Below are 22,853 nucleotides of genomic sequence, written 5' to 3' on the forward strand. Positions count from 1 at the left end.
GTGCGTGGTCCCTTTCAGCTGGTCCGGGCTCGTTCCGAGCGTTCCGCGAGCCCAGGGAAGGCTACGCCGCCACCACGCCAGCGTGCCGCGCGCACGGCCGCGGCGCTCAGCGCGTCGGCCGCCTCGCGGCGCAGCGGACCCTCCGCGGCCCGCACCAGATCGGAGTAGGCGCCCGCCACCCGGTCCTCGATCTCGGCGGCCAGCCGCTCGGCGTCGGCGGGCGTGCGCACCGCGAACGGCAGCGCGTACGCCGCCTCCGAGGGCCGGGGCGAGCCGCCCAGCTCCCGCACCGTCCGGGTGAGCGCGTCGCGGCGGGCGAGGTGGCCCCCGAACGCCTCGCGGGCCTCGTTCGCGCGGGCCGCGGCGGCCCGGGCGCCGATCACCCCGTAGCCGTACGCGGCCGCGTGCTCGGCGGCCAGGGCGGCCTGCGCGGCGGTCAGCGCCCGGCCGGCGGGGGAGGGCTCGGGCTTCACGACGCGGCTCCGGGGTTCGAGGTCAGCAGGTACGCGTGCACGGCGCCGCAGGCGGCCACCGAGGCCAGCAGCCGGGCCAGCTCCCCGGGGGCCGCGGCCAGGTCGATGGTCCGGGACTCGGACAGGGACCGCTCGGCGTCCGCGAGGGCGGTCAGCGCGTCGGCGGGCTTCGCGGGCACCGGCCCGCCGCGCCCCGTCCCGGGCGCGGCCGCCCCCGTACCGCCGGACGGGGGAGCGGACGCGGCGGCGGACGGGGAACCGGTGGCGGCGGGGGACAGGGCCGCGGTGTGCGCCGCGACGGCGGCGCGCAGCGGCGCGAGCCGCTCCGCCAGGGCCGGATGGGCGGCGGTCGTGGCGTCGTAACGTTCCAGCAGGTGCCCGCTGTCACGAACGGCCGTCTCCCGCATCCGCCGTTCGAGTGGAACCACGGAGTCGCCGCCGGACGGGCCCCCGTCGCACCCGGACAGCAGTACGGCGCCGGCCGCACCGGCCGCGCCGGCCAGCACGCTTCTTCGCGAGGGTCTCAAAGACGGGGTCCAGGGCACGGCGGCGTCCTCGGGGGTGCGGCGGGGCAGGGTGTGATCACGGTACCCGGGGCCCTGTCCACAGGGCGGACGGCAACACCCCCCGCGACCGGATACCCTTTGACCTGACGCACGACGGAAACCACAACAGCACACGCGGCCGAGGAGTCACCCGGATGAGCACCACCCAGAGCGACAGGCTGCGCGCATTGCTGGAGCCGCTCGTCGCCGCCAAGGGCCTGGACCTCGAGGACATCGAGCTGTCCAAGGCGGGCAAGCGCCGGATGCTGCGCATCATCGTGGACTCCGACGAGGGCGTGGAGCTGGACGTGTGCGCCGAGCTGAGCCGTGAGGTCTCCGACCAGCTCGACGCGTCCGACGTGATGGGCGAGGACGAGTACGTCCTCGAAGTCAGCTCCCCGGGCGCGGACCGCCCGCTGAGCGAGCACCGTCACTACGTTCGGGCGATCGGCCGCCTCGTCAAGTTTCAGCTGACCACCGAAGGTGAGAAGGGTGCCGGGGAACTGGTCGCCCGCATCCTCGACGTCGACGACGAGGGGCTGGACCTCGAAGTACCGGGCGTGAAGGGCCGCAAGGCGACCGCCCGCCGCATCGCGTTTTCCGACATCGCCAAGGCGCGTGTCGAGATCGAGTTCAACCGCAAGGACAAGAAGGAAGAGGAGGCGTAGTCGTGGACATCGACATGAGTGCCCTGCGGGGTCTGGTCCGGGAGAAGGAGATCTCCTTCGACCTGCTCGTCGAGGCGATCGAGTCGGCCCTCCTCATCGCGTACCACCGGACCGACGGGAGCTTCCGCCGCGCACGCGTCGAGCTGGACCGCACCAACGGTCACGTGGTCGTGTGGGCGACGGAAGACCCGAGGGACCTCGAAGAGGGACAGGAGCCCAAGGAGTTCGACGACACCCCGTCGGACTTCGGCCGGATCGCCGCGACGACCGCCAAGCAGGTGATCCTGCAGCGTCTGCGCGACGCCGAGGACGACCTGACCTTCGGCGAGTTCGCGGGCCGCGAGGGCGACGTCATCACCGGCGTCGTCCAGCAGGGCAAGGACCCGAAGAACGTCCTCGTCGACATCGGCAAGCTGGAGGCCATCCTGCCGGTGCAGGAGCAGGTCCCCGGTGAGGACTACACGCACGGGCTGCGCCTGAAGGCGTACGTCGTGCGCGTGGCGAAGGGTGTCCGCGGTCCGTCCGTGACCCTGTCGCGCACCCACCCCAACCTGGTGAAGAAGCTCTTCTCCCTGGAGGTCCCGGAGATCGCCGACGGCAGCGTCGAGATCTCCGCGATCGCCCGCGAGGCCGGCCACCGCACCAAGATCGCCGTCCGGTCCACCCGCTCGGGCCTGAACCCGAAGGGCGCCTGCATCGGCCCGATGGGCAGCCGCGTGCGCAACGTGATGGCCGAGCTGCACGGCGAGAAGATCGACATCGTCGACTGGTCGGACGACCCGGCGGAGATGGTCGCGAACGCGCTGTCCCCCGCCCGGGTGAGCGAGGTCGAGGTCGTCGACTGGGACACCCGCTCCGCACGGGTGACCGTCCCCGACTACCAGCTGTCGCTGGCCATCGGCAAGGAGGGCCAGAACGCCCGCCTCGCCGCACGGCTCACGGGCTGGCGCATCGACATCCGTCCCGACACCGAGGTGTCCTCGGACACAGACCGGGACCGGAACGCGGACCGGGGCGCCGACCGGGAATAAACCGGTACCGGTCGGGGCTTCCCGGGCGGTACACAGGATCACGACACCGCGCGCCGGAACCTCATGCGAGGTTCCGGGGGTTTCGACAGCGGATCGTGGGACATCGGATCACGACAACATCCGTTCGATTTTTCACCTGAAGGGGTGAGGTCGGTACGGGGAGGTAGACTTAGGCGTGTCTGGCCGGACGCAAGCCCGCGCATGCCCCGAACGCACCTGTGTGGGGTGTCGGGAGCGAGCGGCCAAGAACGATCTGCTGCGCATCGTGGCGGTCGGTGACGAATGCGTCCCCGATCCTCGCGGTACGCTGCCCGGCCGGGGTGCCTACGTGCACCCCGCCGTGGTCTGCCTCGACCAGGCGGTCCGCCGCCGCGCGTTCCCCCGGGCCCTTCGGTCCACCGGAGCGCTCGACACCGCGGAACTGCGCACAGCGGTGGCCGTTCAGGCCGAGGCGACACCGTAAGACACAGAACGGCACGGACGAACCGTGCGGTCAGGTACCTCGCGAGTTGGAAGTAGGTCGAGATTGCGATGAGCACCACTCGATGAGTACGCGATGAGTACGCCCATGAAGTAGCAACGGTCCGGCGTAACCCGGACCTAAAAGGAGCGAAGTGGCTAAGGTCCGGGTATATGAACTCGCCAAGGAGTTCGGAGTTGAGAGCAAGGTCGTCATGGCCAAGCTCCAGGAACTCGGTGAGTTCGTCCGTTCGGCGTCCTCGACGATCGAGGCGCCGGTTGTACGCAAGTTGACCGACGCGCTGCAGGGTCCCGGCGGCAACGCCGGCAAGTCCGCCGCGAAGCCGGGTGCGCCCCGCAAGGCCGCGCCCGCCAAGCCCGGGGCTCCCGCCCCGGCACGTCCGGGAGCGCCGAAGCCCGGCGCCCCGGCCCCCAAGCCGGTCGTCGCGGAGGCCCCGGCCGCCGCAGCGCCCGCACCGGTGACCCCGGCCGGTTCCGGCCCGCGTCCCGGCCCGAAGGCTCCGGCCGCCCCGAAGCCCGCTCCGGCGGCTCCCGTGGCGACCGAGTTCTCCGCGCCCCCGGCGGCGGCCCCGGCCGCCCCGGCGCGCACCGAACGGCCCGCCGCCGCGGCTCCCGGCCCCCGTCCGGCGCAGCAGCGTCCGGCCCAGGGTCAGGGCGGCCAGTCCGGCGCCCGTCCCGGCGCCCCGCGCCCGGCCGGTTCCGCCCCCGGCGCCCCGTCGCAGCGTCCCGCGGGCCCCGGCTCGCAGGCCCCGCGTCCCCAGGGCGCCCGTCCGGCCGGTCCCCGTCCGGGCAACAACCCCTTCACCTCTGGTGGCTCCACCGGCATGGCGCGCCCGCAGGCGCCCCGTCCGGCCGGCGCCCCCCGTCCCGGTGCCCCCGGCGCCGGCGGCGGCCAGGGTGCCCCCCGCCCGCAGGGCGGCCCCGGCGGCGCTCCGCGTCCGCAGGGTCAGGGTGCGGGCCGTCCGACCCCGGGCGGCATGCCGCGCCCGCAGGGCGGCGCCCCGCGTCCCGGTGGTGCCCCCGGTGGTAACCGTCCCAACCCGGGCATGATGCCGCAGCGTCCCGCTGCCGGTGGTCCCGGTCCCCGTCCCGGCGGCGGCCCCGGTGGCCGTGGTCCCGGTGCGGGCGGCGCAGGTCGCCCCGGTGGCGGCGGCGCCCGTCCCGGTGGCGGCGGCTTCGCCGGCCGTCCGGCCGGTCCGGGCTCGCGTCCCGGCGGCGGTGGCGGCTTCGGCGGTCCCCGTCCCGGTGGCGGCGGCTTCGGCGGCGGTCCGGCCGGTGCCGGTGGCGGCGGTCGTCCCGGCTTCGGCGGTCGTCCCGGTGGTCCCAATGCCCGTGGTGGCACGCAGGGTGCCTTCGGCCGTCCCGGCGGTCCGGCGCGTCGTGGTCGCAAGTCCAAGCGCCAGCGTCGCCAGGAATACGAGGCCATGCAGGCCCCGTCGGTCGGCGGCGTCATGCTGCCGCGTGGTCACGGCGAGACCGTTCGCCTGTCGCGCGGTGCCTCCCTCACCGACTTCGCGGAGAAGATCAACGCCAACCCGGCGTCGCTCGTCGCCGTGATGATGAACCTCGGCGAGATGGTCACTGCCACGCAGTCCGTCTCCGACGAGACCCTCGAAATGCTGGCCGGCGAGATGAACTACGTCGTTCAGATCGTCAGCCCGGAGGAAGAGGACCGCGAGCTCCTCGAGGGCTTCGACATCGAGTTCGGCGAGGACGAGGGCGGCGAGGAATTCCTCATGCCGCGTCCGCCGGTCGTGACCGTCATGGGTCACGTCGACCACGGTAAGACCCGACTGCTCGACGCCATCCGCAAGACGAACGTCGTTGCGGGCGAGGCCGGTGGCATCACGCAGCACATCGGTGCGTACCAGGTCGGTACCGAGGTCAACGGTGAAGAGCGCAAGATCACCTTCATCGACACCCCGGGTCACGAGGCGTTCACCGCCATGCGTGCCCGTGGTGCCAAGTCGACCGACATCGCGATCCTCGTGGTCGCGGCCAACGACGGCGTCATGCCGCAGACGATCGAGGCGCTCAACCACGCCCAGGCCGCCGGCGTCCCGATCGTCGTCGCGGTCAACAAGATCGACGTCGAGGGTGCCGACCCGGTCAAGGTGCGCGGTCAGCTCACCGAGTTCGGTCTGGTCGCCGAGGAGTACGGCGGCGACACGATGTTCGTCGACATCTCCGCCAAGCAGGGTCTGCACATCGACTCCCTGCTGGAGGCCGTCGTCCTCACCGCCGACGCCTCGCTCGACCTGCGCGCCAACCCGGAGCAGGACGCTCAGGGTATTGCGATCGAGTCCCACCTCGACCGCGGCCGCGGTGCCGTCGCCACCGTCCTCGTCCAGCGCGGTACCCTCCGCGTCGGCGACACGATGGTCGTGGGCGACGCCTACGGCCGAGTGCGCGCCATGCTCGACGACAAGGGCAACAACGTCGAGGAAGCGGGTCCCGCGACCCCCGTCCTGGTCCTGGGTCTCACCAACGTCCCCGGTGCCGGCGACAACTTCCTCGTCGTCGACGAGGACCGCACCGCCCGTCAGATCGCCGAGAAGCGTGCTGCGCGAGAGCGCAACGCCAACTTCGCCAAGCGCGTCCGCCGGGTGTCCCTGGAAGACCTCGACTCGGTCCTCAAGGCCGGTCTGGTCCAGGAACTCAACCTCATCATCAAGGGCGACGCGTCCGGTGCGGTGGAGGCCCTCGAGTCCTCGCTGCTCCAGCTCGACGTCGGCGAAGAGGTCGACATCCGCATCCTGCACCGTGGTGTGGGTGCGGTCACCGAGTCCGACATCAACCTGGCGATGGGCTCCGACGCCATCGTCATCGGCTACAACGTCCGTGCGGCCGGCCGTGCCGCGCAGATGGCGGAGCGCGAGGGTGTCGACGTCCGCTACTACTCGGTGATCTACCAGGCCATCGAGGAGATCGAGGCGGCCCTGAAGGGTCTCCTCAAGCCGGAGTACGAAGAGGTCGAGCTCGGTACGGCGGAGGTCCGCGAGGTCTTCCGCTCGTCCAAGCTGGGCAACATCGCCGGTGTCCTCATCCGGTCCGGCGAGGTCAAGCGCAACACCAAGGCGCGGCTCCTGCGCGATGGCAAGGTCATCGCCGAGAGCCTCACCATCTCCGGTCTGCGCCGCTTCAAGGACGACGTCACCGAGATCCGCGAAGGCTTCGAGGGCGGTATCAACCTCGGTAACTTCAACGACATCAAGATCGACGACGTCATCGCGACGTACGAGATGCGCGAGAAGCCCCGCGCGTAAGCGCGAGGCGGTTCGCACCGTGTCGTAACACCGGGGCCGGTCGGCGGAATATCCGTCGATCGGCCCCGGCCGTTGCGTGTACGGTTCTGGTGACCCGGCCGCACGGCGGCCGGGTGATCCTGCCGGGCGAGGGCCCGGCAGGCCACCGAACCCGCACCGGCGGGACATCCGGAACTGCATGTACGTGGGGACTCTGTCCTTCGATCTGCTCCTCGGCGACGTTCACTCGCTGAAGGAGAAACGCTCCGTCGTCCGGCCCATCGTGGCCGAGCTCCACCGCAAGTTCTCCGTGAGCGCGGCTGAAGTGGGCGACCAGGACCTGCACCGCAGGGCCCGACTCGGGGTCGCTCTGGTGAGTGGGGACGCGGGGTTCCTGTCGGACGTACTGGACCGCTGCGAGCGGCTGGTCGCGGCACGTCCGGAAGTGGAGCTGCTGTCCGTACGACGGCGCCTCCACGGTGATGAAGACTGATTGCTTGTCTGCAAGAAAGAAGGAGACGGACCAGTGGCCGACAATGCGCGGGCGAAGAAGCTGGCGGACCTCATCCGGGAGGTGGTGGCCGAGAAGCTGCAGCGCGGTGTCAAGGACCCCCGCCTCGGTACGCACGTGACCATCACGGACACCCGGGTCACCGGCGACCTTCGGGAGGCCACGGTCTTCTACACGGTCTACGGGGACGACGAGGACCGGGCCAGCGCGGCAGCGGGCCTGGAGAGCGCCAAGGGCGTTCTGCGCTCCGCGGTCGGCCGGGCGGCGGGAACCAAGTTCACGCCCACCCTGACCTTCGTCGCGGACGCCCTCCCGGAGAACGCCAAGACCATCGAGGACCTCCTGGAGAAGGCGCGGACCTCCGACGCCCAGGTGCGCGAGGTCTCCTCCGGTGCGAAGTACGCCGGCGATGCCGACCCGTACAAGAAGCCCGACGAGGACGACGACTCCGACGAGGACGCAGCCGCGGAATGAGCACCGAAGCAGGGAAGACTCCGGACGGCCTTGTCATCGTCGACAAGCCGTCCGGTTTCACGTCGCACGACGTGGTCGCCAAGATGCGCGGGATCGCCAGGACCCGCCGCGTCGGCCACGCCGGCACGCTCGACCCGATGGCGACGGGCGTGCTGGTCCTGGGCGTCGAGAAGGCCACCAAGCTCCTCGGCCACCTCGCGCTCACGGAGAAGGAGTACCTCGGCACGATCCGGCTGGGCCAGAACACCCTGACGGACGACGCCGAAGGCGAGCTGACCTCCTCCACGGACGCCACCGGGGTCACCCGGGACGCCGTGGACGCGGGCATCGCCAAGCTGTCCGGCGAGATCATGCAGGTCCCGTCGAAGGTCAGCGCCATCAAGATCAAGGGGGTGCGCTCCTACAAGCGCGCCCGCGACGGCGAGGACTTCGAGATCCCGGCCCGGCCGGTGACCGTCTCGTCGTTCCAGGTGTACGACATGCGCGAGGCGGAGGCCGAGGACGGCACCAAGGTCGTCGACCTCGTCGTCTCCGTCGTCTGCTCCAGCGGTACGTACATCCGCGCCCTCGCCCGCGACCTCGGCGCCGACCTCGGCGTGGGCGGCCACCTGACGGCGCTGCGGCGCACCCGGGTGGGCCCGTACAAGATCGACCGGGCGCGGACGCTGGACCAGCTCCAGGAGGAGCTGACCGTCATGCCGATCAGCGAGGCGGCCGCGGCGGCCTTCCCGCGCTGGGACCTGGACGCCCGGCGGGCCTCGCTGCTCGCCAACGGCGTGCGGATCGAGATGCCGGAGGTCTACGGGGACGGGCGGACGGTCGCGGTCTACGGACCGGAGGGCGCGCTGCTCGGGCTCGTGGAGAGCAAGGGCGGGAAGGCGAAGTCCCTCGCGGTCTTCGTCTGACGGCCGGGTCCGGTTGTCCGGGCCGGGTCGAGCTGTCGAGCCCGGCCGAGTTGACGAGCCGGGCCGAGTTGATCGAGCCGGGTCACGCTGATCCGGTCTGCGGAGCGTCGACGTCCTGTCCGGGGCGGTGGCGCTCCGTTCGTCTGTGGTCGGCCTGGCCGGGTGGGCCGGGCCGCGCGGCCCGTACCGCGTCGGAGTCGGCTGGTGTTGACGTGGAGCGGTGAGCGCACATCGCTTGCTGCTCACCGCTCCACGACCCCCCTCGGGTAGGTCTCTATCCATCCGAGTCCCTGTATTCACCCGTCCGAGCAGGCGCTCGGAGTGAATGGAGGGAGCGTAAGGGGGCGCGTTCGCCTCGCGTGCTGTTCGTGCTGATCTTCACCTGCCTACCGTCGTGCGTACGCGGCGTTGCGGGGAGTGGTGCGGCCATGACGGAAGTTGCGGACGGGGCGGGCGGGGTTGCCGATACCGATACCGATACCGATACCGATACCGGTGCCGGTGCCGGGATGAGGGCGGGGGCCGGGGACCCGGAGCTCGTCAGGATCTGCGACTCCGCCGGGCTGACGCGCGGCAGCGGGTTCGTCGCCGACGACCGCGGGACGGTGGTCACCAGCCACGAGGCCGTCGACGGCCTGACCCGGGTGGTGCTGCACGGGCCGGGACCGGCGGGGCGCGTCTGGGTGGCGCGCCCGCAGGACGTCACCGTGCTGCCGGACCTCGCGCTGGCACTCGTACGGACCGACGGGCTCGGGGTGCGGCCACTGCCGGTGGCGGCGCGCGGGGTGCTCGCGCCGGGGACGTACGTACGCCTGCTCGCGCGGGGATGGCGGCAGGCGCGGGTGCTCGGTGGCGTCGAGGTCTCGTACCTGGCGGCGGACGGGCGGCGGTACGTGCTGACGGCGGGGCCGTCGGGAGGACTGGGGGCAGCGGGACCCGAGAGGGCGTCGGGGCGCGCAGGGGATCCGGGGCGTGCGGGGCCGGCCGTGGAGCTGGCGATCGGCACGGACGGACGGGACGCGCTCCGGCTGGGCGGCGACGTCTGCGGGGGGCCCGTCCTGGACCCCGCAACCGGAGCGGTGCTTGCGGTGGTGAGCACTGCTCTGCGGGCGGAGCACCGCTCAGGCTGCTTCGCGGTGGCGCTCCGGGCTGCGGCCGCGGCCGATCCGGGCGGCCCGCTTGCCGCGCTGCTGGCGCGCAACGCGACGACCGTGCCGGCGTACGGCCCGGACCTGAACCTCGCCGGAGCGCTGGAACTCGCCGGCACCACCCTCGCCGCAGCCGGCCTCCCGGACCCCGCCGCACTGGTGGACCGGCCGGGGGTCGCCGCCGAACTGGCCGCGTTCACGGCGGGGAACCACCCCGTCCTGGCCGTCGTCGGAACGCCGGGCACCGGCCGTACCACCGCCCTCGCCGCACTGACCGTGCGCCGGGCCGCAGGGGAGCCGCCCGCGCCGACGCTGTGGCTGCGGGGCGCGGACCTCCGGGCCGGGGACGCCTCGCTCGCGGACGCGGTGGCCCGGGCGCTGGACGCCGCCGCCGACGCCGTCGCGGCTGCCGTGCCGGCGCCGGATTCCGCGGCCCGGCCGGTTTCCGCGGCCCGTGCGACGTCCCCGGCCTGCGCCGCTCCGGTGCCCCTTGCCGCTTTCGGCGCGGTGGCCGAACGCCTCGCCGCCGAGGGGCTGTTGGCGGACCCCGAGGGGGATCGCGCGCCCGTGCAGCGGGGGGACGGCCGACCGGCGGGACCGTACGGTTCTGCCGGTTCTGCGGGTTCTGCGGGGTGCGACCGGGTCGGCGCGGCCGGTGCCGCGTCCGCGTATGCGTATGCCGCGCCGCTCGTGGTGCGGGGTGCGGGTGACCGGAGCCCCGGCGCGCGCTGGGATGCCGCCGCCATCCCCGCACCGGTGGAGTACGGCCCGGGCGACCGGGTGCCTCCGGCGCCGGACGGGGCCGGGCACTCCGCCGCGGGGGCGGGCGCTGAGGGAACGGGTGCCGGGGCCCGTACGGCGGCCGGTGCGGTGGCCGGTGCCGGCGTACGGGCCGGTGCGGTCGACGGGGACGACGCCGAAGCCGGTACGGGAGGGTGGGTCGGCGCCGGTGACGGGGTCGGCGGGGGAGATCGTGCCGGGGCGGGCGGGGTTGCCGGAGCGGGAACGGGAGCGCGGCTCGGCGCAGGCGACGGGGCCGGTGACGGCGCTGGTATCGGAGACCGTGCCGGTGCCGCAGAGACGGCGGGCACCGGGGCGTGGGCCGTTGCCCGCGGTGGCGACGGGGCCGGGGTCCGGGACGCGGATGGTGCCGCACCGTGGGCGGGTGCCGGGGCTGGTGAGACGGCCGGGGCTGGGGCTTGGGCAGGGAGCGAAGCCGGTGCCGGGTGGCGTGGCGGGTCGGTTGCGGCGCCCGGGCCGGTGGCGCGGCTCGGGTCAAGTTCCGGCCCGGGTGCGGCTCCCGGGGCCGGTGAGACGGCGGGAGCCGGAGTGCGGGCCGGTGGCGGTGCTGGCGGGGTAGGCGCGGGGCCTGGTGACGTGGCCGGAGCCGGGCCGAGGACCGGTGTCGGCGATGACGGTGGGGTGGGGGTCGGTGAGGTGGCCGCTGCCGCGGCCGCGGGGTGGGCCGGTGCCGGAACGTGGGCGGGCGGGGCTCGGGGGGCGGCCAGTGCGTGGGCAGGGGCCGGAGCCGGGGCCGTCGACGGGGACACCTGTCACGGCGGGGTGGTCGCGGGAGCCAGGGCGGTGGCGCGGTCCGGGCCGGGGCCGGAGGGCGCCGCCGGGGTCGGTGAGGTGGCCGGCGCCGGGGTCGGTGAGGTGGCCGGCGCCGGGGCGTGGGACGGGAGTTGTAGCGGGGTGGTGCCGGGGGCCGGGCTTGCGGGGGGTGCCGGCAAGCGTCGGGGGCGGGGGGACGCTGGTGCCGGGGGAGTCGACGGCGGCGGTCCGGGGAGCCGGGGCCGGGACCTGGTGCGGGCGGTCGTGGAGGTGGTGGCCCGGGCCGGGCGGGAGGTGGTCGTCGTGCTCGATGCCCCCGAGGAGATGCCGCCCGAGCTCGCGCGGCGCCTCGGCCCCTGGACCGACGCCACCGTCGGGTGGCTGCGCGGGAGCGGGGTGCGGCTCGTGCTCGCGGCCCGCCCCGAGTACTGGGAGCGGGCCGGCGCCCTCTACCCGCCCGGGGCGCTCCACACCCCCGCCCGGCCCGCCCGGCGGCTGCCGCCGGCGCTGCCGGTCGGCGACCTCGCCCCCGCCGAGGCGGCGCGCCTGCGCACCCGGCTCGGGATCCCGGCCGGCTCCGTACGGGAGGCCGACGCCCGCCACCCGCTCACCCTGCGCCTGCTCGCCGGGATCCGCGCCGCCGGGGTCACCGCGGGGTGCCCGGGCCGCGACGAGGTCTTCGCCGCCCACCTCGACCTGCTCTGCCTGCGCGCGGCCCTCCGCATCGCGGCCGCCCGCGCCACCACGGCCCCCGAAACCCCCGCCCCCACCGCCGGAGCAGCGGTCCACGGCCCCGGCGTCGGCCGGCTCGCCGCGCGCGTGGCCGGCCGGGTCCACGAGGCCGCCCGCCGCTGCCTCGGGCCCGGGCGGGGCTCGCTGCCCCGGGACTCCTTCGAGGAACTGTTCCCGCGGCGCACCGGCTGGGCCGAGGCCGTACTCGCCGAGGGGCTGCTCGTGCCCGCCGGGACCGGCTACCGCTTCGCCCACGAGGAACTGTCCGACTGGCTCCAGGCCGCCCACCTCGACGTCCCCACCGCCCTCACCCGTCTCGTGCACGGTCCCGCCGCGCCCGGGCTGCCCGTGCCCCGGCACCGCATCGGCCCCGTCCTGGAAGCCCTGAGCCGGCTGCCCCCCGACGACCTCGGCAGGGAGCTCACGGGCCTCGTACGACGGCTCCACCAGCTGGCCGAGGACGCGACCGCCGGGCCCGACCGCGTCTGGTGGGCCGCCCGGCTGCTCCGCGAGACCCTGCTGCGGGCCCCCGACGCCCGCGCCCACCTGCCCGTGCTGCACGCCCTCGCCGAGCACGTGGCCCGCGCCGGGCCGGGCGGCTTCGACGGCCGGTTCTGGAACCGGCTGCGCCTGCCGGAGCCCGACCGGCTCGACCTGCTGCGCCGCCTGCTGCCGGCCGACCCCGCCGACGCGCTCCCCGGCGACCGCTGCCTCGACGCCGCCGCCCGCCGGCTCGCCCGCGACCCGCGGCGCGCGCAGCCCCTGCTCTGCGCCTGGTTCGACGACGAGCGCCGGCTGCGCGGCCGCCCCGGTGCCACCGTCGCCACCGCCGCCCAGGCCCTGCTGTACGCCCACCGCCGCCTCGCCGTGGACGACCTCGCCGAGGCGCTCGTGACCGCCGCGCACCCCCGCGCCGACGAGCTGCTCGCCGTCCTGGCCGAGGAGGAGCCCTCCGCCCTGTCCCGGGCCGTGCACCGCTGGGCCCACGACGAACGGCCCGGCCGCCGGGTCGCGGCCGCCGCCTACGGGCTCGCCACCGCCCCGCACGTGCGCACCCCCGCCGACCGCGAGCTGCTGCGCGGCGCCGCCCGGGCCCTGCTCGCCCGGCCCGCCGACGCCCCGCTGCACGGCAGCGCCCTGGCCGTGCTGCTGCGCGACCCCCACGCGCGCGGCCACTGCCTCCCCGACGCCCTCGCCTGCTTCGCCGACCCCGGCCGCGGCTCCCGGCTGCCCGCCGAAGCCCTGGTCGCGGCGCTGCCCGTACTCCCGGACCCCGACGCGGTGTTCGCCGCGCTGCGCGCCCGCGCCGACGGGGAGGTGCTCCGGGCGCTGGCCGCGCTGACCACCCCCGGTCTGGCCCGGCGCGCGGCCGACCTCGTGCGGGAACACCTCGCGCGGTGCCCCGAGGACGCTCCGCACGCCGCCGCGTTCGTGGACCGGCGGCTCGAACACGGCCCGGCCGCCGAGCCGGTGCTGCGCCCCCTGGTGCTGGACCTGCTGCGCACCGCCCCGGTGGCGGTACGGGCCGAACTGGCCGCCGTGCTGGCCGCGCCGGGCGGGGAGCCCCCGCAGGTGCTGCGGGGCGAGCTGGCCGCCGTACTGCTGCGCGAGGAGACCGATCCGCAGGTCCTCGACGCCTTCCTCGGAGGGGTCGCGGCGGGGGTCGGCGGCCGCCCGGAGATCCGTACGCGGGAGCTGCTGCGCCGCACCGGACGGCAGCTGCTGCGGGTCCCCGGCGGGCCGGCCGTGTTCGAGCGGCGGACGGTCGAGCTGGCCCGCAGCGACCCGGCCTTCGGGGTGCTCGTGGCCGGCTGGCTGGCACAGGCACAGGCGGAGGCGGCCGCCCTGCTGGGGCCGAGCGCGCGGCGGACGGTGGAGATGCTCGGCAGGGCGGCCGCGGACGGGACGTGACGACCTGACACGGGAGGTCTCCGACTCCGATGCCGATGCGGGGCACCGGCCACCGGCATGGCAGTCTTAGACCTGCAATCGGCAATCGGTACAGGGTCCACACGGGTTCGGGCGAGGAGCGGTCACAGTGCAGCGCTGGCGTGGCTTGGAGGACATCCCCCAGGACTGGGGACGCAGCGTCGTCACCATCGGCTCCTACGACGGTGTGCACCGCGGTCATCAGCTCATCATCGGACGGGCGGTGGCGAAGGCGCGCGCGCTGGGCGTCCCGTCCGTCGTCGTCACCTTCAGCCCGCACCCCAGCGAGGTCGTCCGCCCCGGCAGCCATCCGCCGATCCTGGCCCCCTACGACCGGCGCGCCGAACTGATGGCCGGGCTGGGCGTGGACGCGCTGCTGATCCTGCCGTTCACGGCGGAGTTCTCGCAGCTGTCCCCGGCCGACTTCATCGTGAAGGTGCTGGTCGACAAGCTGCACGCGCGCGCCGTCATCGAGGGCCCGAACTTCCGCTTCGGCCACCGGGCCGCGGGGAACGTCGACTTCCTGCGCGAGCTGGGCGCCACCTACGACTACGAGGTCGAGGTCGTGGACCTGGTCGAGCGCGGCGAGGCGGGCGGCGGAGTGCCCTTCTCCTCCACGCTGGCGCGCCGGCTCGTCGCCGAGGGCGACATGGACGGCGCGGCCGAGATCCTGGGCCGCCCGCACCGCGTCGAGGGCGTGGTGGTGCGCGGTGCGCAGCGCGGACGCGAGCTCGGCTACCCGACGGCCAACGTCGAGACGCAGCCGCACACCGCGATCCCGGCGGACGGGGTGTACGCGGGCTGGCTGACCGCGGACGGCGAGCGGATGCCCGCGGCGATCTCGGTCGGCACGAACGTGCAGTTCGACGCCACCGAGCGGACCGTGGAGGCGTACGCCATCGACCGCGTCGGCCTGGACCTGTACGGCATGCACGTGGCCGTCGACTTCCTCGCCTACGTGCGCGGGATGGCGAAGTTCGAGTCGCTCGACGGGCTGCTGGAGGCGATCGCGGACGACGTGAAGCGGGCGCGGGTGCTGACCGAGGCGTACGACACGGAGCGCTGACGCGCCCTCCCGTCGCCGCGCCGGACGGCGGGGCGCCGCAACGGCGAAGGGCCGGTACCACCCCCCGGGGGTGGTACCGGCCCTTCGCCGTTGCCGGGCGCGTGCCGCGTCCCCGCTCAGCCGAGGCGCGGGTCGCGCGGGGGCTGGGAGGGCGGGGGCGGCTGCTGGGGGTGCTGCTGCGGGGCCGGGGGCTGCTGCCAGGGCCCGCCGGGCTGCGGGTAGGGCTGTCCGTAGGGCTGCGGGGGCTGCTGGTACGGGGGCCGGCCCTGGGGCGGCCCGTACGGAGACGGCTGGGCTGGACCCTGCGGGTGGGGCTGGGGCTGGTGCTGGTGGGGCTGCTGGGGGGCGCCCCAGTGGTTCTGCGCGGCCTGCTGCTGCGCCCGGGAGAAGTCCTCGGCCACCAGGGCGGAGAGGTGGAAGTACGCCTCGCGGGTCTTGGGCCGCAGCATGTCGAGGTCGACCTCGGCGCCGGCCGCGAGGTGCTCGTCGAAGGGCACCACGACCACACCGCGGCAGCGCGTCTCGAAGTGCTGCACGATGTCCTCGACCTTGATCATCTTGCTGGTCTCGCGGACACCCGAGATGACGGTGAGGGAACGCGAGACCAGGTCGGCGTAGCCGTGGGCCGAGAGCCAGTCGAGGGTGGTGCTGGCGCTGCTCGCGCCGTCCACGGACGGCGTCGAGATGATGATCAGCTGGTCGGCCAGGTCCAGGACGCCGCGCATGGCGGAGTAGAGGAGCCCGGTGCCCGAGTCCGTGAGGATGATCGGGTACTGGCGCCCGAGCGTCTCTATGACGCGGCGGTAGTCCTCGTCGTTGAAGGTCGTCGAGACGGCCGGGTCCACGTCGTTGGCGATGATCTCCAGCCCGGAGGGCGCCTGCGAGGTGAACCGGCGGATGTCCATGTACGAGTTCAGGTACGGGATCGCCTGGACCAGGTCCCGGATCGTCGCGCCGGTCTCGCGGCGCACGCGCCGGCCGAGGGTGCCGGCGTCGGGGTTCGCGTCGATCGCGAGGATCTTGTCCTGGCGCTCGGTGGCGAGGGTGGCGCCGAGCGCCGTGGTGGTCGTGGTCTTGCCGACGCCGCCCTTGAGGCTGATGACGGCGATGCGGTAGCAGGACATGACCGGGGTGCGGATCAGCTCCAGCTTGCGCTGGCGCTCCGCTTCGGCCGCCTTGCCGCCGAAACGGAAGCGGCTTCCGGCGCCGCCGCTGTTGTTCCTCGACTTCTGCTTGTTGCGCAGCAGGCGGTCGGAGGACAGCTCGACGGCGGCCGTGTAGCCGAGCGGCGCCCCGCCGCCCGCCTGCCCGCCGGAGTAGCGCGGGTCGTGCTCGGACTGCGGCTGCGGCCCGGGGGACCACTCGCCGGAAGCCCGGGGATCCGGCTGCGGCGCCTGCGCCTGGGCCTGCGGGGGATACGGATACGGGTACGCGTCCTGCGCCGCGAACGTCGGCGGCAGCGACGGCAGCTCTCCACCCGGTCCCCCGAACGGGGTCTCCCCGGGCGCGGGCGCGGGCACCGGAGCCGGGCCGGCGTCGCGGTACGGGCCGGGCACGGGTGCGTCGGCGGGAGCCGGCGCCCCGTACGCGGGGACGGCGTCGGCGGGGGCGGGGGCCGCGTCGCCGTAGGGACCGGGCGCGGGGGCCCCGGCGGCGTGCGCCGGACCGGGAGCCGGGTACGGGGCGGGCGGCTCGACCGGCGCCGGAGCCGGGTATACCACCGGCGGCTCGACCGGAGCCGGGGCGGGGTCGCGGTACGGGCCGGGCTCGGGGCCACCGGCTCCCGCGGCGTCGACCGGGGCCGCGTGGCGCGGCGCCGCGTCCGGGTGGGGCCCGCCCTGGGACGGGGCGTCCCGGTACGGCGCGGGCGGCAGCGGGGCGTCCCCGTGGGGCGCGTCTTGGACCGGCGCGTCCTCGCGGGGCGCCGCCGCGGCCGGCGCCGGGGCCTGCGGCGCGGGACCGGCGGCCGGGGCGCCGTACGGGCCGTGTTCCGGGGAAGCGGTCGCGAACGGCGCGGCGGCCCCGTACGGGCCGGGCGGCTCGGGCAGTTCGGGCGCCGTGTTCCGGGGCGCGTGCGGCTCCCCGGCCGGGGCGGGCGCGGGCGCCTCGTCCCCGAGCGGCGCCGGAACCGGCACCTCGGGCGCCGGCGCCCGGTACGGGTCCTGCGGCTCGACCGCGGCCGGAGCCTCGGGAGCCGGTACGGGAGCCGGCGCGGCGGCGGGCACCTGCACCGGCCCCGTCGCCGGAGCCGCCGGAGTGGACGCCGCCGGAGCCGAAGCCGCCGGAGCCGATGGCGTACCCGCGCCGTCCGACGGCAGGCCCGCGCCGTCCGACGGGGTCCTGGGGGCCGGCGGAGCGGTCCGCGCCGGCGGGGTCGGGGACGCGTCCGGGGGACGGTGCGGCTCGAAGCCGCTCCCCTCGGGCAGGCCCGGCACCGAGACGGCCGGAGCCGCGTCCTGCGTGTACCAGGCCGGCGGGGTGTAGTCGATGGTGAACTCGCCCGTCAGCTCGGGCTCCGCGTCGGACTGATCGTCCGTCGGGACGTCCCACGTCCCGCCGCGCCTCTCGTTCCGATCGCCGCTCACTGGTCCTCCTGATCTGTCGCACACGGTCCGGCGTCCACCTCGACGCCGCGGCCGCGCCCAGCCTAATCGCGCCCCGACACGCATGTCCGCCGCCCGTACCCGCCCCGGGCCGGGATCCCTCTCTCCCGCTGCTCCGACCCGGGCGGATCCAGGGCGTCCCCTCCGGATCCGCCCTAGTCGATCCGCCGCGCGCCGCCCAGCAGGCCCGTCTCCGCGTCCGTGCCCTGGGTCATCACGAACTGCCGGTCGCGCGGCGTGCACCACAGCGTCACCCCGTCGCCCAGGGTCGGCAGCGAATCCACCGCGGGCCGCGGCAGGTTCATCAGCCGGCCGATCTGCTCCGCCTCGTCCGGCGACACCCGCTGCACGCCCGCCAGAGCGGACTGCTGGAGCAGCCGCGGGGCCGTCGGGCTCAGGTAGGGCAGCAGCGTCAGCACCGACTGCCACGGCCCGGCCACCACCCGGCCGCGCGGCGGGCGCATCCCGCAGTCGCGGATCACCAGCACCGGGCTGCCCGCCGAGGCGCCCTGCGGCGGGACCCGCCCCACCTCGTGCAGGGTCACGCACTGCTGCCCGCCGCCCGCCTCCCGGGCCAGCCCGGACCACACCTGGCCGCGTCCGGTCTCCACCGCCACCCGGGCGCCCGTGGCCGCCGCGCGCAGCGCCAGCACCTGCGCCGTCCAGAGGCCGCCGATGAGCGTCACCTCGTACGGGGTCGGCCGGTTGATGCCGAGCACCGCCGGCCGCCCCTCGGCGTCCACGCCGATCACCACCCCGTCGTCGCCGACGGGCAGGGCCAGCGCGTCCAGGTCCGCGGCCGGCACCACGTGCCGGGCCCGACGCGGCCCGACCAGTCCGAAACCGCCCCTCATCGCGCCCCTCCCAGCGGCAGCGAAGCCAGCAGCCCCGGCACCTGCTCCCGGTCCAGCCGGACCAGACCCGCCTTCACGCCCCGCGCCGTCCGCTCCAACTCGCGCCGTGCGGTGATCAGTTCCTCGTCACTGCGGCCCGTCACCCGGACGTGGCCGGTGAGGGTCACGCCCTGCCGGCCGGCCGCGGCCATCGTCAGGCTGAAGTTCGTCGCGAGCGCGGGCAGCGAGGTCAGCAGCGCCACGAACTGCGGCAGCGCCGCCGCCCCGGCCCCGCCCAGCTGCGGCCAGCGGCCGATCCAGTACGTGGTGTGCCGGCGGTCGTCGCACCGCCAGGTCCGCGAGGTCTCCTCCGTGCGCCGCCCCGCACTGGCGGAACGGCCCGCCTGGGTGATCGCCATCGGGTTCGCGCAGGAGGACGTGGCCAGCGCGGCCGTCAGCTCCTGCTCGGTCAGCACGGTGGCCGCGAACCCGGCCCCGGCCAGCCGGCTCGCCAGCTGGTCCGCCGCCCGCACCACGCAGCGCTGCGCCCCCGCGAGCCCGCCGCCGCGCGCCGTGACCGCCTCGGGGCACAGTTCCGGGTCGAGCTTGAGCGCGATCCACGTCAGCCGGACCGCCGGAGTGCCCGTCCGGGCCTGCAGCGGCGCGTAGTTGCGGGCGGCCATCGACCGGGCCGGCAGGTGCGGCGCCGGCGCCGGCTGGGTGTGCTGCACCAGTTGCGCGGACTCCAGCCGGATCCCGTCCACGTCGAGGATGTCCCGTACGACGCCCAACGGAAGCGGCCGGGCCGCCCGGTCGGGGCGCAGCGCGGTGGCGTCCGTGTCCACCTGGACGACCGCGGTCAGGAAGGTCCCGTCGCCGATCATCCCGACCGGGCGCCGTTCGCGGTCGCTGAACGTCAGCGTGCGCAGCGCCGGATCGGCCTCGACGAGCGGCGCCAGCCCCGGCTCGGTGCCCGCCGGCACGGCCAGGGACGCGGCGCGGCGGCGGGCGCGCAGGGCGAGCGCGCCGCCGATCCATTCGGGCAGGGAGCGCCGGTGGCGGCGTACGAGGGCGAGGACCACCAGGACCAGCGCCGGCACACCGGCGGGAACCAGCAGCAGCGGTTCGACCACCCACGCCGTCAACAGGCCCGCGGCGGCCAGCTGGAGGAGTACGAGCTGTTGCAGTCGGAACGGGCCGAAACGGCCGGGGCTCGATTCCGGATGCGGCGTCACCCCGCCGCGTGCGGGTGCGGCCGCGGCGGTCTGCGGTTGCGTCACGGTGGCCATCACTCGCGCACCTCCCCTTTCCGGGGCAGCGCCCCGTGCATTCCGGCGCTGCGCGACACCCGCCGCACGCTCCGGAACCTCCCCGATCCGCCCCGGCAAGCCCTGATCGCACCGCTCCGGAAGGCGCTGGACGGCAGCCCCACCCTACCCGGCCCCTCCGCACGGCCCGTCAGGAGGCATAGTAGGACCCCGGTCCGACCATCGAGGCCCGGGGACCGTCGTCACGGACCGGGCCGTGCGGGGGGAATCAGGCAGGCATGGCCTCACGACGTGATGAGCTCAACGCGTACACCTTTGCGAAGCGGCGCACGGTGGCAGCGTTCCTCCAGCCCTCCGCGACGGGGACCGAGGAGGGCGCCCCGCGCCCGCTGCGCGCGGTCGTCCCCGGGCTGGTCATCGGCGCGCTCATCGTCGCCGGGTTCGGCGCCTGGGGCATGTTCAAACCGACCGCGCCCAAGGGCTGGGCCGAGCCCGGCACCCAGGTCATCGTCGGCAAGCAGTCGACGACCCGCTACGTGGTCCTGACGACCAAGGTCAACGGCAAGGACCAGCCCCGGCTGCACCCGGTGTTGAACCTCGCCTCCGCCCGCCTGCTGCTCAACGGGTCGAAGTCCAAGGTGGTCCAGGTCGAGGACAAGGTCCTGGACCAGGGGAAGCCGCCGCGCGGTCCCATCATCGGCATCCCGTACGCCCCCGACCGGCTCCCCGCGAAGGAGGACGCCGGCCGGGCCAAGCGCTGGGCGGTCTGCCAGCAGCCCGGCGGCAACGGCCGGGGCGTCCAGACGGCCACCTTCGTCCTCGCCGACCGCGAGGCGCGCGTCCTCGACGACCAGCGCCGGGTCGGCGAGGCCCAGTCGCTGTACGTGCAGAGCACCGGGCCGGGCAAGGAGCGCTACCTGGTCGACGCGGCGGGCACGAAGTACAAGTTCCCCGAGGGCACCGCGGCCGCCGGCACGATGACCACCGCCCTGGTCGGCACCGGCGCGGCCCCGCAGCAGGTCACCGAGGAGTGGCTGGGGACCCTCGCCCCCGGCGACGACCTCTCCTTCCCCCAACTGCCCGCGAGGGCCGGCGCCGACGCGAACGTCACGGGCCTGGCCACCGCGGACAACAAGGTCGGCATGGTGCTCACCGCCCAGACCGGCTCCGGCACGCAGTTCTACGTGGTCCTGCCCGGAAAGGTCGCCCCCGTCTCGGAGTTCGCCGCCTGGCTGCTGATCTCCGCGCCCGAGACCGACGGCCTGAACATGAACGGCAAGGCCCGCGAGATCGACCTCCAGGCCCTCGCCCCGGACGCCGCCCCCTTCGCCGGGAACGTCCGGTGGCCGCAGCGCAAGCCGGAGCGCGTCAACCAGACCGCACCCGCCGGCGCGGGGCCGAACGCCGCGGCCCAGCCGGACGGCGCGGCCCACCGCGACACCGTGTGCACCGTGCTGCGCGCGGTGGACGGCCAGGGCAACGCGACCCTGAGCACCTGGGCCGGCGCCGCCTTCCCCATCGACATCACGGCCAGCGGCACCAGCGCGTACGTCACCCCGGGCTCGGGACTGCTCTACACGCAGGTACAGGGCAAGCAGACCACGGCCGGCGGCTCGCTCTTCCTGGTCACCGACACGGGCCTGCGGTACGCCGTCCAGGCCAACGGCGACAGCGACAGCGAGAAGTCGAAGATCGGCGCGCCCGAGCAACAGGCGAAGGACGGCGCGGACGCCCGCCCCGAGGCCAGCGCGGCGCAGATCCGGCTCGGCTACGGCACCGTCGCCCCGGCCATGGTGCCCATCGCGTGGTCGGAGTTCCTCTCCAAGGGGCCCCGCCTGGACACCAACTCCGCCCGTCAGTCCCAGGGTTCGTGAGGAAGCCGCCGATGCCCCGACCTCCGGTGTCCCCGCCGCAGACCCTCCGGCCGCCCGCGGCCCGTGCGCTCCCCGTGGCCCCCGCGACGCGGTGCGCGCTCCTCGCCGTCTCCTTCGGCCTCGTCGTGCTGTCCGGTGCGGCGGCCGGCGCGGCGCCCGCCCCCGGCGGGCCCGCGCCGCAGGCCCCGTACGCCCTCCGGCCCGACGGCGCGGGCGAGTGCACCTTCCCCATGAAGAAGCAGATCGAGGACCGCCCCTGGGCCCTCCAGCGGCTGCTCCTGGACGAGCTCTGGGCGCAGACCAAAGGCAAGGACGCGAAGGGCAGGAGCATCCGCGTCGCCGTCATCGACACCGGAGTCGACCGGACGAACCCGCAGCTCAGCGCTGCCATCGACGTCAGTGCCGGCCGGGACTTCGTCGGGACCGGGGGAGCCGGCGGCGCACCCGCCGGCGACGGCAAGGGCGGCGGCAAACCCGCCGGCGACGGCACCGACGACACCGTCGGCCACGGGACGAAGGTCGCCGGGCTCATCGCCGCCCGCCCCCAGGCCGGCACCGGCTTCGTCGGCCTGGCGCCGGAGGCCACGATCATCCCGATCCGGCAGAACGACGGGCGCGGCCAGGGCGACGCCGCCTCCCTCGCCGCCGCGATCGACCACGCGGTCGCCAAGGGCGCCCAGGTCATCAACATCTCCCAGGACACCGACGTGCCGCTCTCGGCCGACTCCGCCCTCGGCACGGCGGTGCGCAAGGCCATCGAGGCCAAGGTCGTCGTCGTCGCCTCGGCCGGCAACGACGGCATGAGCGGCGAGAAGCGCAGGACCTACCCGGCGGCCTTCCCCGGCGTGCTCGCCGTGGCCTCCTCGGACCGCAACAACGAACGTGCGGCGTTCTCCCAGCCCGGCGACTTCATCGGCATCGCGGCGCCCGGCGTCGACATGGTCTCCACCGTCCCCGGCTTCGGCCAGTGCATCGACAACGGCACCAGCTTCTCCGCCCCGTACGTCGCCGGAGTCGCCGCCCTGCTGCGCGCCGAGCACCCCGACTGGAGCGTCGAGCAGATCGTCTGGCAGATCCAGAACACGGCCGAGCGCGCCGTCAACGGCCGTGACGACTACGTGGGTTGGGGCGTCATCGACCCGGTGCGCGCCCTCGGCCAGGACCACGAGCCGCCGAAGGCCCCGGTCCCGGACCCCGGACCGCCGCCGGCCGTCGCCCCGGAGGCGGCGGTGCTCCCGGCCGCGGAGACCCCGCAGGAGCGCGAGGAACGCCTCGGAACGTACGCTCTCGGGATCGGCGCGGTCCTGATCGCCGTCATCGCGGGCACCGCGACGGTCGTCCGGGATGCCCGGAACCGCCGGGGCCGTTTGCAGTGAACGGCCGCGGGTCGTCGACGCAAGCGACCCACCGGTGTTGGGCAGGGCCGATGAACTGGCTAGAGTGACAACAGGCTTCACGACTGTGATCGGGGGATTCGCGTGGAGCGGAGGGGGACGTCCGGGGCGCGTGGCTGA

At 75.1% G+C, this 22,853-nt stretch carries 16 protein-coding genes; 11 read left to right on the forward strand and 5 right to left on the reverse strand.

The window, feature by feature from the left end; translation table 11 throughout:
* Positions 1-14 precede the first annotated feature (14 nt).
* Entirely contained in the window at positions 15-473 is a 459-nt protein-coding gene (locus tag ACZ6S8_RS02870; protein WP_469451781.1) for a ferritin-like domain-containing protein, read from the reverse strand.
* On the reverse strand, positions 470-979 hold the full coding sequence (locus tag ACZ6S8_RS02875; RefSeq protein ID WP_469451783.1) for a hypothetical protein: 510 nt from the start codon (positions 977-979) through the stop codon (positions 470-472). Before ACZ6S8_RS02875 ends, ACZ6S8_RS02870 begins: the two co-directional genes overlap by 4 nt.
* A 194-nt stretch (positions 980-1,173) precedes the next feature.
* Here ACZ6S8_RS02875 and rimP point away from each other — a divergent pair, with 194 nt between their 5' ends.
* The 9 genes from rimP (at position 1,174) to ACZ6S8_RS02920 (ending at position 14,761) form a co-directional block, all read left to right on the forward strand.
* Positions 1,174-1,686, forward strand: a complete 513-nt coding sequence (gene rimP / locus ACZ6S8_RS02880) for a ribosome maturation factor RimP (RefSeq protein ID WP_469451785.1) — start codon at positions 1,174-1,176, stop codon at positions 1,684-1,686.
* Between the two features lie 2 nt (positions 1,687-1,688).
* On the forward strand, positions 1,689-2,717 hold the full coding sequence (gene nusA / locus ACZ6S8_RS02885; protein WP_469451787.1) for a transcription termination factor NusA: 1,029 nt from the start codon (positions 1,689-1,691) through the stop codon (positions 2,715-2,717).
* A gap of 175 nt (positions 2,718-2,892) precedes the next feature.
* Positions 2,893-3,180, forward strand: a complete 288-nt coding sequence (locus tag ACZ6S8_RS02890) for a YlxR family protein (protein ID WP_383913157.1) — start codon at positions 2,893-2,895, stop codon at positions 3,178-3,180.
* Positions 3,181-3,331: 151 nt separating this feature from the next.
* Entirely contained in the window at positions 3,332-6,463 is a 3,132-nt protein-coding gene (gene infB / locus ACZ6S8_RS02895) for a translation initiation factor IF-2 (protein WP_469451789.1), read from the forward strand.
* A 178-nt stretch (positions 6,464-6,641) separates the two neighbouring features.
* Positions 6,642-6,935, forward strand: coding sequence for a DUF503 domain-containing protein (locus ACZ6S8_RS02900; protein ID WP_469451792.1), 294 nt, complete (start codon positions 6,642-6,644; stop codon positions 6,933-6,935).
* A gap of 33 nt (positions 6,936-6,968) precedes the next feature.
* A complete protein-coding gene (rbfA, locus tag ACZ6S8_RS02905) occupies positions 6,969-7,427 on the forward strand; it encodes a 30S ribosome-binding factor RbfA (protein WP_469451794.1) in 459 nt (152 codons plus the stop codon).
* Complete coding sequence (gene truB / locus ACZ6S8_RS02910; RefSeq protein WP_469451796.1) at positions 7,424-8,332, forward strand: tRNA pseudouridine(55) synthase TruB; 909 nt, start codon at positions 7,424-7,426, stop codon at positions 8,330-8,332. The genes rbfA and truB overlap by 4 nt, the downstream gene beginning before the upstream one ends.
* 509 nt (positions 8,333-8,841) lie before the next feature.
* The gene (locus ACZ6S8_RS02915) at positions 8,842-13,677 is read left to right on the forward strand and encodes a serine protease (RefSeq protein ID WP_469451798.1); all 4,836 of its coding nucleotides are present in this window, start codon (positions 8,842-8,844) and stop codon (positions 13,675-13,677) included.
* 127 nt (positions 13,678-13,804) lie between these two features.
* On the forward strand, positions 13,805-14,761 hold the full coding sequence (locus tag ACZ6S8_RS02920; protein ID WP_469451800.1) for a bifunctional riboflavin kinase/FAD synthetase: 957 nt from the start codon (positions 13,805-13,807) through the stop codon (positions 14,759-14,761).
* 116 nt (positions 14,762-14,877) lie between these two features.
* Here the strand turns inward: ACZ6S8_RS02920 and ACZ6S8_RS02925 are convergent, their stop codons facing one another.
* From ACZ6S8_RS02925 to eccE, 3 genes are all read right to left on the reverse strand, one after another.
* On the reverse strand, positions 14,878-17,346 hold the full coding sequence (locus ACZ6S8_RS02925) for an SCO5717 family growth-regulating ATPase (protein WP_469451803.1): 2,469 nt from the start codon (positions 17,344-17,346) through the stop codon (positions 14,878-14,880).
* A gap of 173 nt (positions 17,347-17,519) precedes the next feature.
* Positions 17,520-18,218, reverse strand: a complete 699-nt coding sequence (locus tag ACZ6S8_RS02930) for a hypothetical protein (protein ID WP_469451805.1) — start codon at positions 18,216-18,218, stop codon at positions 17,520-17,522.
* Positions 18,215-19,486: a type VII secretion protein EccE gene (eccE, locus tag ACZ6S8_RS02935; RefSeq protein WP_469451806.1), complete on the reverse strand. Its 1,272-nt coding sequence runs from the start codon at positions 19,484-19,486 to the stop codon at positions 18,215-18,217. Before eccE ends, ACZ6S8_RS02930 begins: the two co-directional genes overlap by 4 nt.
* 257 nt (positions 19,487-19,743) lie before the next feature.
* Between eccE and eccB the strand changes: the two genes are divergently transcribed.
* Complete coding sequence (eccB, locus tag ACZ6S8_RS02940; protein WP_469451808.1) at positions 19,744-21,339, forward strand: type VII secretion protein EccB; 1,596 nt, start codon at positions 19,744-19,746, stop codon at positions 21,337-21,339.
* Between the two features lie 11 nt (positions 21,340-21,350).
* Positions 21,351-22,715, forward strand: a complete 1,365-nt coding sequence (gene mycP / locus ACZ6S8_RS02945) for a type VII secretion-associated serine protease mycosin (protein WP_469451810.1) — start codon at positions 21,351-21,353, stop codon at positions 22,713-22,715.
* Positions 22,716-22,853: the final 138 nt, after the last annotated feature.

The organism is Streptomyces sp. NPDC048461 (assembly GCF_055587105.1).